Below are 14,328 nucleotides of genomic sequence, written 5' to 3'. Positions count from 1 at the left end.
AGGGACCCCCCTTTTTTCAAACTTTTGTTTAAAATATAAACTTATGTTTATATGGTAACGCTTTCTTTTGTGGAGGTCAAGTGCTAAATACTTCATGAAAAATAAAAAAGACATCTCTTATCTTTTTGAGAGATGTCTCTTACTTTTTATACCAGCCTGACTCCTTATATCGTGATATTGCTTCAATACGATTACTAACGTCTAGTTTATCCAAAATAATGGAAACGTAGTTACGGACAGTCCCTGTTGTTAAAAACAGTTGTTTCGCAATTTCCTTTGTATTCTTTCCTTCGGCAATTAGTTTAATCACTTGTTCTTCCCGCTCTGTTAATGGATTGTACTCTTTCTTATAGGCAATATCGACTAACTCTGGAGCATAAATTTTTCTACCATCCATTATCACTCGAATTGAGTTCGCTAATTCCTCACTTGGACTGTCTTTTAATAAATATCCACTAACATTTGCATTTCGGGCACGTTCAAAATACCCGGCTCTCGCAAAAGTTGTTAAGATAATTACCTTACAGTCATGAGTTTTTAATTCCTCAGCTACATCCAAACCACTTTTCAATGGCATTTCAATATCCATAATACAAACATCTGGCTGATGCATCTTCACCAGCGCGAGTGCTTCTTCCCCGTTTTTTGCCTTACCAACAACTTCCATATCTACTTCTAAATCAAGTAACGAACCCAGAGCACCAAGCAATAATTGCTGGTCTTCTGCTATCACAATACGAATCATAATAACCTCTCCTCTGATTGTTGTTGAATAACATTTGGAATCGTAATGGAAAGAATCAAACCATCGTCACTGTCTATGTCTAAGCTTCCATTTACAAACTCTAGTCGCTCCCTCATGCCACGAAGGCCATTTCCTTTTGATGTATCATAATCGCCAAGACCTACGCCATCATCGATTACGTTGATACACACCTGACTTGGAGATTGCTGAATCTGAACGGTACAAGATCTTGCCTTACTATGTTTAACGATATTGGTAACAGCCTCTTTTAAACACATACTCAGCACATTTTCTACTAATAATGGTGTCCGTTCAAGAATTGGATTACCCTTTAAACAAAACTGCATTTCCGCAGCCTCTATCATCTGTTGAACATGCGTTATTTCGTCCTCCAACCTAGTTCTACGCATATCGGAAACCATTTCCCGTACTTCTTTTAACGCAGTTCTTGCAGTTTGGTGAATATCTAGTATTTCCTTTTGAACCTTTTCGGGATGTTTGTGTAACAACTTTTCTGCCAAATCGCTTTTCAGTCCAATAAGGGAAAGCTTCTGTCCTAGCGTATCATGTAAATCTCGAGCAATCCGTTGTCTTTCTTCTATAACCATCAATTGTGATATTCGTTTGTTAGCGTCCTCTAGTTGGGTTTCCAGCTTTTCTCGCTTTATTCGGTTATACATATTAAATGGCAACAGTATGACACCTATTACACTGATGATAATAAATGGAAATTGTGTATAAAAAATTTGACTTTGTGTAAAAAATCCAATGCTTGTGGCAGTAATCGTCGTTACTAGATGAACAACATATAATGCAATAAACCCTGCTTTGTTTTGAATATTACCAATAAAAAACGCAAGGAATAGTGAAAAATAGACAAAACCAAAATAGAACGTCATGCCGATACTAATCACCATTTCGATGCCAACGGATACATATACTGTCCAGCCCTTTTTTATGAAGGACAATCGAAACGTTGTAAAAAATACAACAATCATGACAATCCCCATTAAAACTTCCGTTGGTGTTGATGACCTGATAATGAAGTAGATAGGGAGAACACAAAAGATAATCCAAATATAAATGCTCAGACCCGTATTCTTCGAGAAAATATGATACCACTTCTGCATGTTCATCCTCCTACATTACTCCATTATGCTTTGCTTGAGTATATCATAGTGCGTACTACAAAAAACCCTTTAATCTAGTTTTATATTAAAGGGTTTTTTATTTTTATTTTTCTGGAACACTAGTTCTTTTGGTAGAAATTCGCATACTTGACTGGTGATTTCTCAAACGAGCTTTAATTTCTCTAAAGCTAACAAAGGTTTTACTTTCCTCATCATATAATCGAAAGCGAATGGATTTTAAGCTTGAGATCAAGGTGATAGTCGTTGCTTTCTGCAATGGTGGTGTAGATTCATGCGCCTTCTCCAAATTATAATTTGGAACTCTTGGACTCAAGTGATGCACATGATGGTAACCAATACTTCCTGTTAACCATTCGATAATCTTTGGTAGTTTATAGTACGAGCTTCCGTCCACTGCTGCTTTTACATAGTCCCATTCCGCTTCATTTTCAAAGTAGGAATCCTCAAACTGATGTTGTACATAAAACAGCCAGATTCCTAGGGCCCCGGAGAGGAATAGAATTGGAAGTTGTACGGTTAGGAAGGCCTGCCAACCAATTGCCCAGATTAAAAGGGCATAAATTAAAGCGATCGTAACATTAATAAAGTAAGTGTTCATTCGTTCCTTTCGCTTTGCACCCTTGCGATTAAAACGGTTGGATATTAAAAATAAATATAGTGGTCCCAAACCAAACATTACAATTGGATTTCGATAAAGTCTATAAGCCAATCTACCCCAAAAGGATGAATCTACATACTCATCCACTGTCATGACCCAAACATCACCAGTTCCCCGTTTATCCAGGTTACTACTTGTTGCATGGTGAATGGAGTGACTCCATTTCCATTTTTCAAACGCAAAATGTGTGATGATTCCGGTAATGGTTCCGAGAACACGGTTAGCCTTTTTATTTTGAAAAAAGGACATATGTGTACAATCATGAAAAATAATAAAGGTCCGAACCACAAATCCTGCCGCTAAGATGCATAGGGCAAATGTTAGCCAAACAGATACGGTTAGACTTTTATATGCGAGAAACCACAGAAGCAAATATGGGACAATGGTATTGAGTATTTGAATGATACTAGCTCTTGTATCGGATTGTGCAAATGGTAATACACTTTTTCTCAACTGGGCTTGCTTTTGTTTACTCATTTTATTCCTTCCTCCTAGTTATAGCTTGTTATCTTCTATATTAGGAGCAAAACACTTGTTATGTAAGTAATAATTGTCAGGAATTTCATATGACAACTGTCATATGTATTCCGAATAGGGGATGGTACCTCTGGCACCATCCCGATAGCTTCCTAATTCTTAATCTGTACTAGCAGGGTGCAGTGGCGGTGGCACTAACCAGCCTTTTTCTTTATTTAATCGAAGTAATTTTGCTCCAAATGCTGCCTTTTGTGTATGCATTGTACCAAATAATGCCGCCAAATCTTCTCGAATACATTGACCAATCATTTGACTATCTGCTATCAATCCCGCTGCAACATCAGCTGACATTTTTGCTGCAATCTCATTATCCATAAACCTTGCCCCAGTTGGAATTGCTTCTAAATCTGCTTCCGGTCTCTCTGGTGGTGTAGGCGGCAATCCTACGCCATTTTCTTTCAGAAGGTTTTCGATTGTTGTAATATCCTGCTTCCCTTTATCAATTGCTTCTTGAATCAGGTTTTTTAAATCCTTATCACCAGCATGATTCAGTAATGTCTGATACGCAACAACCATTGCCTTCCCAGTAATTACCGCTAGCCATGTACCATATACCTCACCATAATGCATTGGCTCATCTTGTGGATTCCCACTTAATATTCCCATTGTAAACCTCCTTACCATATTCAAATCTTGTGCCACACTTCTATTGCACATCCTTATATTGTCTATAATAGAGAAATTGAGTCATTTTTTTCGTAATTCTTTTGTACTTGAGAATGAAATATTGGTTTTACACTTAGGATGATTAGTATAATAGAGAAAAGAGCTTATCAGGAGTGATAAATATGAATATTGACAGCATCCTGACTACATTAGCTGAAAAAGAACCAGGAATTATGGGTCTAGAAAACTTTAGGAGATCTGCCGTGTTAATTCCACTTGTTGAACGAAATAGTGAAACGCATATCCTATTCGAAGTTCGATCACTGAATATGCGTCGGCAGCCTGGTGACATTTGCTTCCCAGGCGGTAGAATTGACTCCAATGACCCTACCCCACAGGCTTGTGCCATTCGAGAAACGGTGGAAGAGCTCGGGATAAGCAACCAAAGCATATCAGATGTAACCCCTATTGATTATGTTGTATCAGATATGGGGAGAATCATTTATCCCTTTGTTGGTAGAATTCCAGATGTCAAAAAAATTATGCCTAACGAGTCAGAGGTTGGGGAGGTTTTTACCGTCCCGCTGTCACACTTCCAGCAAACAAAGCCAGATTCGTATAAGGTCAATTTTAAAGTGATTCCAGAGGAAGACTTTCCATTTAACTTAATTGTAGGTGGAGAAAATTACAACTGGCAGATACGGCATATGGAAGAATTATTTTACCGCTATGAGGACAGAGTAATTTGGGGATTAACAGCGAAGATATTACAGCACTTCTTAACATTAATATCAGATAAATAAAAACATCGGATTTCTCCGATGTTTTTTTATGATGCAATCTTTTCTTCCACTTCTTCATTTAAGAACTTAAAATAAGGGATGACTAAGCCCAAGATAGAAACAACACAAATAACGGAACCAATCAGATAATATAACGGTCGAACTCCGAAGTGTTCACTTAGGATTCCGCCTAACAATACTCCGATTGGCATCATTCCCCTAATCACAAGTAATCGTACGGAGAAGATTTTCCCCATTAAATGGTGTGGTACAACTTGTTGAAAAATGGATGTATTATGTACATTAAATATAGCCATGGCAATACCCGCAATCGTTTCGGTTGTTATTGCAAAGATAATCGAATGGGTATAACCTAAGTTCAAAAAAGTTAAGCCGCCAATAATTAAAGCCCCTAACATGACGAACCTTTTATTTTTCAGCTTAATCCTTCCAACAAGAATGGTGCCGATAACATAGCCTAACGGAAAACCAGCCATAAAGTAACCATACACCGCATAGCTTCCATTCAATTCGGTCGTAATGTAAGGGATATTCGTCACCATTGTTACCCCAACTCCAAATTGCACAAAAGCTAAAAATATTGATAGCCAAACAATCACTCTATTCTTAAAGAAATAGTGTAACCCCTCCCGAAACTGCTCTAGCCACGTACCACGAATAGTTTGTACGTGACGATTTTCTTTAATAGGCAGTAATAAGAAGCCACTAGCTAATAAGGACATGCTGACAAATAGTAAAGTCGGTTTAATTCCAATGTATTCAATGACGACTCCTGCAATAATAGGAGCCATAAATGTCATCAGGCGCACCGTCCCATCAATATAACCATTTGCAGCAGGCAACTGTTGCTTTGACACTATTGTCGGTAATATTGCTTGGTTAGCAGGAACGTATAGGGGTGTAATACAGCCAATAATAATTTGAACAATATATATATGCCACGGCATTAAGGAACCTAGTGAATAGGCTAATAGCGGAATGAAAAAGATTATTCCTCTACTCCATAAAGCTATCATCATAATCCACTTTCTACTCCAACGATCAATGTACGGCCCACTAAATAACTGCACAATAAGTGATAGCGAAAAATATAACAGCCACATGCTTCCTAAAGCCATCGTTGAACCAGTCAATTCAAAAATCAATAGACCATTACAGAAGGTCCCAAAAGCTCAGCCTAACTCTGAAAATGCATTACCAATCCAGATTCCTAGAAATGATTTATTTTTCCACATTATCCACACCAGTTTTCGAATAGACTCTGGGTCTTTCACGGATGACTAGGTCTATTATAAGGCAACTATCCCATATGTGGTAGTTACGATTAAAATCTAATTGTAGTACTAATTACTCTTTTTCAATTTCAACTGGTAATACACGGTTGATAGGCTGTTGATAGCTGTCCTGTTCGGTCGCCTTCATCCAAATATGGACTGTTCCATAATCCTTATTCGTTCGAATTAATCTTCCTACACCCTGTCGTAATCTAAGAAGCATATACGGTAAATCAACCTCTTTCTCAGGATTATCCACATGCTTTCGCTTTGCTTTAAATACTGGGTCCTTCGGTGGGAATGGTAGCGAAGAAATTATCACCTGAGTTAACGCTTCTCCCGGCACATCAAGCCCCTCCCAAAGGTGATATGCACAAAGCACTGAGTTTGTTACATGTTGAAAGTTCTTCACTGTTTCACTAATTTCTTGGTTACCTTCATAAAAAACTTCGAATGGCCATGATTTTTCCTTTGACCAATTTTTAAATAATTCCATTTCCTCTAAAGTAGAAAACAACACAAGTGTACTTCCATTATTCTGAAGTAAGCTCTTTTCGATTTCTTCCCATTTATCATCTCGATTATGGTCTCGATGAACATAGAGTTTCATCTTTTCTTCATAGTCAAATGGCGAATTTACCGAGAAGGAATCATATGACTCAATCCCTAAGCTTTGGGCAAGGTATGTAAAATCCCCACCTTGAGAAAGTGTAGCGGAAGAGAATACGAATGGTACTTCCTTTGCAAATACTTCTTTCCTTAAAACATCCTCTACCAATCGTGGCATCATGACAAGCGTTGTCGTGTCCATATTTTCTTCGAGCCAAAAGATTCCCTCATCCTGTTTTAAGAATATGGATAGACCATAATGATAGAACTCCAAATACTCTTCGATAATTTTCAAATGATATTCATCAATTGTAAACATCTCCGAATCAAACACTAATTGATCTAATAGTTTTTCTACCTTTTCAAATAAGGATGATGAAATTCGTTTCATGTCTGAATTTAATTCAATCTCTTTACGGCTCGAGCCCTCAATTGACATTGCTGCACGGTCTAATTCATCAAACCAATCCTCGTGCAACGTTAAAATATCCTCGATTAAATATAACGATTCTTCTCGTACATCTTGTCCCATATAGCCAGTTAATACCTGATGTAAGGTCTCCGAATGAAAGCGATAGGTCAGTCCTTTTTGTGCGGCAAATTCGAGCAGATGACCTTCATCAAAAATTACAGTACTAGCCTCCGGAAGTAATGGCATTTGGCCCTCTCTTTTGCGAGAATCCTTCGTCCATACATGTTCCATATAGAAATCATGAGAACAAATAATTAAATCCTTTGCATGACGGTAGTATTCGCGATTTAAGGTTTGTCCGCTGCGATGCCTTAATTGACAGGTTGAACATTGTTGTAAAGGATCCCAAGCAATTTTATCCCAGGTCTCATCTGATACCCATGGATATTCTTTTCGATCGCCATAGCGTTCAAATAGCTTCTTAGCTGGGCTAGAATCATATACAAAGTCAGGAATATGATCATGAACACGTAAAATGTCCTCGTTCTCTGTGATGCTAGATAGTTGATCGAGCTTCCTAGCACATACATAATTCTCCCTTGCCTTTGCCAGTCTAACATCTACCTCAAGACCCAAAGCTTTTTCTAATTTCTCAATATCGCCACCTTTTTTCACAAGCTGTTCAATTAAGGTTTCATCCGCACAGGATATTATCGCTGGCACTCCTTTGTATCTTGCATAACAAATAGCGTAAAGTAGGTAGACAAATGTTTTACCTGTTCCAACTCCCGCCTCTGCAAAGATCGTTCGTTTTTCTTTGAAGGCTTTTTCTAATTGGAAGGCCATGTAAATTTGTTCATCCCTTAATTCGTACCCTTGTTCAGGTAAAATATCATAGAAGACATCTCCTACATAATCACCTAAACGTTCAAAAAAGTTCTCTGTTCTCGCAACTGTAAATGGTAAAGCGTTTTTTGTCATATTCATACCTCATTATGTTTCATTAATAAAGTTTAATTGTATCATGCCAAGCTACACCAACACACTCAAAAGCTACAAATCATACCAGTTTACTGTAGCTTACATTTTATTTTTCACTAATTTTTGATTATCATAGATATATAACCAATATATATTGGAGGAGTCATATGGATATCGGTATCGGTTCACTAATATTTTTATTTTCCATCATGTTAATTATCGGTGTACTAGCCACAAAATTCTCTTCTCGCCTCGGATTACCCGCTCTTATTTTATTCCTCCTAGCCGGAATGCTATTAAATAATCTTATCTATTTTGCAAACGCAGAGCTTACGCAATTAATAGGAATTATGGCTCTTATTATTATCCTGTTCGATGGCGGAACACAAACAAAATGGACAAGTATACGTCCTGTAATCGGACCAGCGAGTGTACTTGCTACAGTAGGTGTTCTGTTAACTACCATTATTACTGGCTTTGCTGCGATGTATATTCTGGACTTCTCCTTAATGGAAGGAATGCTATTTGGTGCAATTGTTGGTTCAACAGATGCTGCGGCGGTATTCTCTGTATTAGGTAATAAGAACTTTAACAAGCGGTTAACATCAACACTAGAAGCTGAATCAGGCTCCAATGATCCAATGGCTGTATTTTTAACAGTGGCATTAATTGAGCTCATTCAAATACCCGAAACGTCTATTTGGATAGCTATTGGAGGCTTCTTTCTCCAAATGGGCTTAGGCCTAGTATTTGGTTTGGTCCTTGGAAAAGCAACGGTTATGGTTATTAATCATATTAAGCTAGATACTTCCGGATTGTATCCGGTATTAGCAATGGGAGCGGCAATCTTTACCTATGCCATAACGGATTCACTTGGTGGTAGTGGTTTGCTCGCAGTTTATGTAATGGCTGTATTTGTTGGAAATAGTGATCTAACTTATCGCTATACAATATTACGCTTCAATGAAGGATTTGCTTGGATGATGCAAATCGTCATGTTTACCTTATTAGGATTACTAGTCTTTCCAAGTCAATTACTTGATGTTTTCTGGCAAGGAATATTGCTCGCCATAATCTTAATGTTTATTGCACGACCTGTGGCCATATTTATTAGCATGTTATTCATGAAGTATAATGTAAAGGAAAAGCTCTTTATTTCTTGGGCAGGATTAAAGGGAGCAGTTCCCATTGTATTAGGAACCTATCCCATCATAGCAGGCTTAGAAAATAGTCAGCTAATTTTTAATGCGGTATTTTTCGTTGTTCTATTTTCTGCATTAGTCCAAGGCGGCACACTAACATGGCTAGCCGAAAAATTACGACTGATTAATCATGAGGATGATGATTCCACTCCAAGCATAGAGCTAATTAACTTAGGGGCGACAGAGTCCGAAATCATGAAGATGACAATCGTTAAAAGAAGCCCTGCAAATGGTGTTTCGTTAAATCATTTGAACCTGCCAAAAGACACCTTAATCATTGGCATTACTCGAAACAACACCTTACTTACACCTACGGGAGAGTCTGTTATCCAAAAAGGTGACACCGTTTATGTATTAAGTGATAAAGAAAGTAGGCTTAAAGCCAAAGAAATTTTAGTTGGAAAATAACGAAGAAGCCGATATTCTTTTCATCTGAATATCGGCTTTTGTCATACAAATTTATTACATCAATAATTGAATCATCCAAGGTGTCATAATAGAGACCAGAACAGCACTTAAAATCATTGCAATGGAGCCAATAGAGCCAGCTAATTGATTGTCCTCCATCGCAGATGCTGTTCCAATAGCATGAGATGCACTTCCAAGTCCTAGTCCTTTTGCAAGACTATGTCTTACCCGAAACACCTTAAATACGAGCGAGCTGATGGATACTCCGCCAATTCCTGCAATCATAACAAACACGGCAGCCAATGATGTCCCACCACCTGTTGTTTCAGCAATATCCATCGCAACAGCTGTTGTTACATTTTTCGGAAGTAAGGAGTAGGTAATAAAATCGGATAATCCAACTAGCTTTGAAAGAATGATCCCCGTTACGAGCCCCCCAATTGAACCAAATAAACTCCCTACTAGTATGGGCGTCCCAAGTTTTAGTAACGTTTTTCGATTAACATATAATGGGTAGGCTAAGGCTACTACAGCAGGTCCTAAAAGCTCATTAATCCATCTTCCACCAATCATATACGTATCATAAGGAAGCTTACATGCTAAAAGTATCACAATCACAATAATCGTCGAAATAATAACCGGTGCCGTAAAGGGATAGTTATATTTATGATGAACGTTAACGGCAACTAAATATATGCCAATCGTAGCTATAATTACAACTATACCAATGAAAAGATTAATCATGGTTTACTTCCCTTCTTCTAAAAAGCCATTGGCCAATAAGTCCTGATCCAGCCATGACGAATACCGTACTAATTAATACAATGACAATTAATAAAAATCCTTTACCCGCAAAAAGCTCATAATAATTCATAATACCAACCGTTACCGGTATAAAAAACAGAGCAAGGTTATCAACTACTAGCTTTGTACCCTCCTCAATCCATTTCAGCTTTATGACATTAGTTATCAGTAGTAGGAACAGAATAAGCATTCCAATAACACTTCCAGGTAAGAACAAATGAAATGCTTGTTGTATCCATACCCCAATGAAGTAAATCACATATAATACTCCTATATGAAACATTATTTTCACAAATTTTACCAAGGTCTCGCCACTCCAGTAATAATTACTCTTTTTGTCATCCAAACATTATACCAGATGAATGCACTTTCAATTTACAGACATTTTTTGACACATCAAAAAAGACTTTCGGATTACGGTATCCAAAAGTCTTTTCCTTTATAGCTTTTTTTCCACAAATGTTACATTAAAATCCCCGACAGCATTTTCTTCATATAGATTCGTGGCTGAAGTAAAGTAATTTTCGATGGCTGCTTGGAAGTCTATATTCCTTTCAGGAACGCGAATGCGAAAATCGTTTTTATATAGCTCCACTGTAACATCATGATATTGCTGGTTCGTTACTTTGAATGCAATAGTCAATCGTTTAAGATTATTATCTTCCTTTTCAACATCCACATAATCCAATTGTTCGACAGCAACAGAAAGCGAATTAATCAAAACCGTTGTGTTCATGTTGTACACCTCCACTATTACTTCTCATTTGTAAAGGTCTTGGGCATGACAACTGCCATAACTTCTCCCTTTGCACAGCAAACATCTCCTGCATAAACCTCCGTCATGACCTTCCATTTCTTAGGATGGATCTCTTCAATTTTCCCAATTGCCTTAAGGGTAACGCCATGTGATGTAGGCTTGATGAAGTCGATTTTTAGAGATGCTGTGACAAATCTTGGCGGTTCAACACCATCACCAGGCTCATGGCCGTTCTTCCGATGTAATGCTAGTGAAGCCGAACCAGTTCCATGACAATCGATAAGGGATGCAATTAATCCACCGTAAACAAACCCTGGTATTGCGGTATACTCCGGTCGTGGTGCGTACATGGTAATCGTTTGGTCATCATCCCAGCCTGTTCGCAGCTTAAGTCCGTCGTTATTTAATCTTCCACAGCCATAGCACCAAGCATAATCATCCGCATACTCATCTTGGATTGCGTGTAATACTTGCTCAACCATTTCTCCATCTCCTTTATAAAGGTCTAGCTACTTAAGAATTCCAGTTGGATTTACAGTTAATCGCTTATAAAACCCTCTAATTTAGCCAAGCATAACCTGTACATACTAATCATATATATATTCATTCCAGATGACAGCAATGGCTTTTACCATTATAATAAACATAATTCAGGTGTTCACACAATTAAAAAAATTATTAAATAAAGGGTGACAATATGGGAAAGCGTATCTTCTATTTTTTACTATCTAACATTCTAGTGCTTCTAACAATCAGCATTATTTTTTCAGTATTACCAATCGGTAATTACATTACCAGCGATGGAATCAATTTTGGCGCATTATTATTAGTCAGTGCAATAATTGGTTTTACCGGTTCCTTTATTTCTTTAGCTATGTCTCGCTGGATGGCGAAGAAAATGATGGGTGTATATGTTATTGACCCTAGTGGTCCAATGAACGATTATGAAAAGGCTGTTGTTGAAAAGGTTCACCGCTTATCGAGAGCAGCAGGGTTAATGCACATGCCAGAGGTTGGGATCTATCAATCCAAGGAAGTAAATGCCTTTGCTACTGGACCTTCTAAAAAACGTTCATTAGTAGCTGTTTCAACAGGCTTACTTCAGGAAATGGATGATGATGCTGTAGAAGGAGTAATTGCGCATGAGGTTGCTCACGTAGCTAATGGTGACATGGTGACGATGACCTTATTACAAGGCATTGTGAATACCTTTGTTGTATTCCTTGCTCGAATCGTTGCATTTGCTGTTTCCCGATTTGTAAAGGAAGAGCTTGCTCCAATCGTTCATTTTATTGCAGTGATTGTCTTCCAAATCGTGTTTTCCATTTTAGGAAGCCTCGTTGTATTTGCTTACTCTAGACACCGGGAGTTCCATGCTGATAAAGGCGGTGCTGATTTAGCTGGCAAGGATAAAATGCGTCATGCTCTTGAAAGCCTAAAAGCCTATACTAGTCGCATTAAAGGAGAAGAGCAAACAGCTATTTCAACACTTAAAATAAACAACAAACGTAAATCATCCCTATTTTCAACTCATCCAGACTTAGATGAACGAATTAGTCGCTTGGTTTAAAATGCCTAGAAGTGTTTCCAATGAAACACTTCTTTTCTTTTTGGAAAGATGGTACATAGAAATTTTTTCTACACTATCCGCTTCAGTCGTACATATATTTACCATATATAACCTAATAAAGAGGTGAAGTTATGTACTATCAAGCTAGTCCATATTTTCGAAGTCAGTACCCCGTTCGTCCCAGTGGTAATAAACTGAAGGTGATTGGCGAAGGAACGGTTTCTGCCCAACCAGATCAAGCCACCGTCGTACTGGGAGTCGTAACGGAGGATGCTAATCTACAACAAGCACAAGAAACAAATGCCAATCACACGACCAATGTTATAAACGCTCTTCTGAAGGAAGGAATACCACGAGAAAATATTCGAACTTCGGAATACCGTGTAGACATGAACTATGATTTTCAAGATGGCGTTCAAGTATTTCGTGGATATCGCGTGACAAATTTATTAACCATTACAATTGACGAATTGAATCGAGTAGGCGAAATTGTGGATATTGCTGTGGATAATGGCGCTAACACGGTTCGCAATGTAAATTTGACGATTTCTGATAAAGAAGGCTATTATAACAATGCCCTTACCAAGGCCATTCAAAATGCACAACAAAAAGCGGCAGTTGTTGGAGAAACCTTAGGGGTAACCATCGATGAAACACCTGTTCAATTAAAAGAGCTTGGAAGCCGCTCCCCTGATGAACCACGACCATTTGTATTGGGGGTATCAACTGAGAAAGCAAGCACAACACCAATAGAAGCTGGACAGCTACAAATAACAGCTGTCGTGGAAGCTTATTTTCGGTATTAAATTCAATAGTAAAAGCACCTCCTCAAATCATGATGACTTTCGGGAAGGTGCTTTTTCTCTTCCTTAATTTAGGTTATTTATCAACTCTAGCTTAATCATGTTCCTTCATATGATGTTCGAAATAAAACTTATCCTGATTATCTTCAAATGGAAATATTTTTAATTGTTTCGCTTCATCAGCATACCCCTCAAATATTTCACTTAATATTTCATTTGCTTCCTTACCTTCTGTCTCAATACCTAGTTTTTCAGCCGAATCATATATTTTTGCTTCGTGAAGCTCCATCACTATTTCATGATGCTTCTTCCCTTCAATATCAACACCATATTCATCGGCTTCTTTTTCAAGTATTGCCATCTTTACTTCTTCAAGAAGCTCCTTTTTATCTTTTCCTTCCGTTTCAATCCCTAGCTCATCTGCTTTTTTCACTAGCTTTTCATCCATTACTTCTTTCGCTAGGGCTTTGGGATCTTTACCTTCTGATTCAATCCCTAATTCTTCTGCTTCCTTCAGTACTTTCGCTTGATGGACTTCTTTGTACAAGTCTTTTAATTCTTTACCGTCTGTACTAATTCCTAATTCTTCTGCTTTACTTAGAAGATTTGCTTCTGAGACTTCTTTTGCTAACGTTTTTAGGTCCTTACCTTCCGTTTCAATCCCTAACTCTTCTGCCTTATACTTTATCCAAGCTTCATGTTTATGTAGTCTTTTTTCTTCTGCATGATCTGGAGTTGATTCTTTTTCATCCTTGTCCTTTTTAAAGAAATCAAACCATACATCCTCTACTTGATTTTCTCCAAAGGCAGTTGAAGCCTGCCAAGCTACAGCCATCAAGACAGCAGCTATCAATACAATGAATTGTTTTTTCATATTTAATCCTCCTGTTTTATCATTTTCTGTTAATCGTTTGATATTATTTCCAATTATAGAAAATACATGAATGATTCTTTAGCTTTTTTATCCGTTTTCAAACAAACTTCATTTTCCTACTAGTCTTACCCCCA

14 protein-coding genes and 1 pseudogene are annotated in these 14,328 nt (G+C 37.8%); 4 read left to right on the top strand and 11 right to left on the bottom strand.

Going from position 1 to position 14,328, the window contains the following annotated elements; all coding sequences use genetic code 11:
• Positions 1-139 precede the first annotated feature (139 nt).
• From ABC228_RS07875 to ABC228_RS07860, 4 genes are all read right to left on the bottom strand, one after another.
• The gene (locus ABC228_RS07875) at positions 140-745 is read right to left on the bottom strand and encodes a response regulator (protein ID WP_345824560.1); all 606 of its coding nucleotides are present in this window, start codon (positions 743-745) and stop codon (positions 140-142) included.
• On the bottom strand, positions 742-1,875 hold the full coding sequence (locus ABC228_RS07870) for a sensor histidine kinase (RefSeq protein ID WP_345824559.1): 1,134 nt from the start codon (positions 1,873-1,875) through the stop codon (positions 742-744). Before ABC228_RS07870 ends, ABC228_RS07875 begins: the two co-directional genes overlap by 4 nt.
• Before the next feature lie 103 nt (positions 1,876-1,978).
• Positions 1,979-3,031: a Delta(5) desaturase DesA gene (desA, locus tag ABC228_RS07865; protein WP_345824558.1), complete on the bottom strand. Its 1,053-nt coding sequence runs from the start codon at positions 3,029-3,031 to the stop codon at positions 1,979-1,981.
• Between the two features lie 159 nt (positions 3,032-3,190).
• The gene (locus tag ABC228_RS07860) at positions 3,191-3,697 is read right to left on the bottom strand and encodes a DUF3231 family protein (protein ID WP_345824557.1); all 507 of its coding nucleotides are present in this window, start codon (positions 3,695-3,697) and stop codon (positions 3,191-3,193) included.
• Positions 3,698-3,879: 182 nt separating this feature from the next.
• On the opposite strand from ABC228_RS07860, the gene ABC228_RS07855 reads away from it, so the two are divergent.
• Entirely contained in the window at positions 3,880-4,500 is a 621-nt protein-coding gene (locus tag ABC228_RS07855) for an NUDIX hydrolase (protein ID WP_345824556.1), read from the top strand.
• Between the two features lie 26 nt (positions 4,501-4,526).
• On the opposite strand, the pseudogene ABC228_RS07850 reads toward ABC228_RS07855, so the two are convergent.
• Positions 4,527-5,735 (bottom strand): annotated as a pseudogene (locus ABC228_RS07850) (MFS transporter).
• A 112-nt stretch (positions 5,736-5,847) separates the two neighbouring features.
• Positions 5,848-7,776, bottom strand: a complete 1,929-nt coding sequence (locus ABC228_RS07845; protein WP_345824555.1) for an ATP-dependent DNA helicase — start codon at positions 7,774-7,776, stop codon at positions 5,848-5,850.
• Positions 7,777-7,943: 167 nt separating this feature from the next.
• On the opposite strand from ABC228_RS07845, the gene ABC228_RS07840 reads away from it, so the two are divergent.
• Positions 7,944-9,386, top strand: coding sequence for a potassium/proton antiporter (locus tag ABC228_RS07840; protein WP_345824554.1), 1,443 nt, complete (start codon positions 7,944-7,946; stop codon positions 9,384-9,386).
• A 54-nt stretch (positions 9,387-9,440) separates the two neighbouring features.
• Here the strand turns inward: ABC228_RS07840 and ABC228_RS07835 are convergent, their stop codons facing one another.
• The 4 genes from ABC228_RS07835 to ABC228_RS07820 all read right to left on the bottom strand — a co-directional run bounded on the left by ABC228_RS07835 (position 9,441) and on the right by ABC228_RS07820 (position 11,429).
• Positions 9,441-10,130, bottom strand: coding sequence for an LrgB family protein (locus ABC228_RS07835; RefSeq protein WP_345824553.1), 690 nt, complete (start codon positions 10,128-10,130; stop codon positions 9,441-9,443).
• Complete coding sequence (locus ABC228_RS07830) at positions 10,123-10,482, bottom strand: CidA/LrgA family protein (protein ID WP_345824848.1); 360 nt, start codon at positions 10,480-10,482, stop codon at positions 10,123-10,125. The genes ABC228_RS07835 and ABC228_RS07830 overlap by 8 nt, the downstream gene beginning before the upstream one ends.
• A 147-nt stretch (positions 10,483-10,629) precedes the next feature.
• The gene (locus tag ABC228_RS07825; RefSeq protein WP_345824552.1) at positions 10,630-10,926 is read right to left on the bottom strand and encodes a DUF3219 family protein; all 297 of its coding nucleotides are present in this window, start codon (positions 10,924-10,926) and stop codon (positions 10,630-10,632) included.
• A gap of 17 nt (positions 10,927-10,943) precedes the next feature.
• Positions 10,944-11,429: a PaaI family thioesterase gene (locus tag ABC228_RS07820; protein ID WP_345824551.1), complete on the bottom strand. Its 486-nt coding sequence runs from the start codon at positions 11,427-11,429 to the stop codon at positions 10,944-10,946.
• 215 nt (positions 11,430-11,644) lie between these two features.
• Between ABC228_RS07820 and htpX the strand changes: the two genes are divergently transcribed.
• Both htpX and ABC228_RS07810 read left to right on the top strand, forming a co-directional pair.
• Positions 11,645-12,517: a protease HtpX gene (gene htpX, locus ABC228_RS07815; protein ID WP_345824550.1), complete on the top strand. Its 873-nt coding sequence runs from the start codon at positions 11,645-11,647 to the stop codon at positions 12,515-12,517.
• A gap of 131 nt (positions 12,518-12,648) precedes the next feature.
• Entirely contained in the window at positions 12,649-13,323 is a 675-nt protein-coding gene (locus tag ABC228_RS07810; RefSeq protein ID WP_345824549.1) for an SIMPL domain-containing protein, read from the top strand.
• Positions 13,324-13,414: 91 nt separating this feature from the next.
• Here ABC228_RS07810 and ABC228_RS07805 read toward each other — a convergent pair whose 3' ends face one another.
• Positions 13,415-14,194: a hypothetical protein gene (locus ABC228_RS07805; RefSeq protein WP_345824548.1), complete on the bottom strand. Its 780-nt coding sequence runs from the start codon at positions 14,192-14,194 to the stop codon at positions 13,415-13,417.
• Between the last annotated feature and the right edge of the window lie 134 nt (positions 14,195-14,328).

The organism is Ornithinibacillus xuwenensis, from assembly GCF_039614845.1.
In the GTDB taxonomy this organism is placed as follows: domain Bacteria; phylum Bacillota; class Bacilli; order Bacillales; family Amphibacillaceae; genus Ornithinibacillus; species Ornithinibacillus xuwenensis.
The sequence above is the reverse complement of the archived record's forward strand: the minus strand, read 5'-3'. Positions and strand labels throughout refer to the sequence as shown.

What these genes read in the sequence shown, in the direction of transcription:
- ABC228_RS07825 (WP_345824552.1), bottom strand. Translation starts at nt 10,926, where the DNA reads ATGAACACAACGGTTTTGATTAATTCGCTTTCTGTTGCTGTCGAACAA.
- desA (WP_345824558.1), bottom strand. Translation starts at nt 3,031, where the DNA reads ATGAGTAAACAAAAGCAAGCCCAGTTGAGAAAAAGTGTATTACCATTT.
- ABC228_RS07805 (WP_345824548.1), bottom strand. Translation starts at nt 14,194, where the DNA reads ATGAAAAAACAATTCATTGTATTGATAGCTGCTGTCTTGATGGCTGTA.
- ABC228_RS07855 (WP_345824556.1), top strand. Translation starts at nt 3,880, where the DNA reads ATGAATATTGACAGCATCCTGACTACATTAGCTGAAAAAGAACCAGGA.
- ABC228_RS07835 (WP_345824553.1), bottom strand. Translation starts at nt 10,130, where the DNA reads ATGATTAATCTTTTCATTGGTATAGTTGTAATTATAGCTACGATTGGC.
- ABC228_RS07860 (WP_345824557.1), bottom strand. Translation starts at nt 3,697, where the DNA reads ATGGGAATATTAAGTGGGAATCCACAAGATGAGCCAATGCATTATGGT.
- ABC228_RS07820 (WP_345824551.1), bottom strand. Translation starts at nt 11,429, where the DNA reads ATGGTTGAGCAAGTATTACACGCAATCCAAGATGAGTATGCGGATGAT.
- ABC228_RS07875 (WP_345824560.1), bottom strand. Translation starts at nt 745, where the DNA reads ATGATTCGTATTGTGATAGCAGAAGACCAGCAATTATTGCTTGGTGCT.
- ABC228_RS07840 (WP_345824554.1), top strand. Translation starts at nt 7,944, where the DNA reads ATGGATATCGGTATCGGTTCACTAATATTTTTATTTTCCATCATGTTA.
- ABC228_RS07810 (WP_345824549.1), top strand. Translation starts at nt 12,649, where the DNA reads ATGTACTATCAAGCTAGTCCATATTTTCGAAGTCAGTACCCCGTTCGT.
- htpX (WP_345824550.1), top strand. Translation starts at nt 11,645, where the DNA reads ATGGGAAAGCGTATCTTCTATTTTTTACTATCTAACATTCTAGTGCTT.
- ABC228_RS07870 (WP_345824559.1), bottom strand. Translation starts at nt 1,875, where the DNA reads ATGCAGAAGTGGTATCATATTTTCTCGAAGAATACGGGTCTGAGCATT.
- ABC228_RS07845 (WP_345824555.1), bottom strand. Translation starts at nt 7,776, where the DNA reads ATGACAAAAAACGCTTTACCATTTACAGTTGCGAGAACAGAGAACTTT.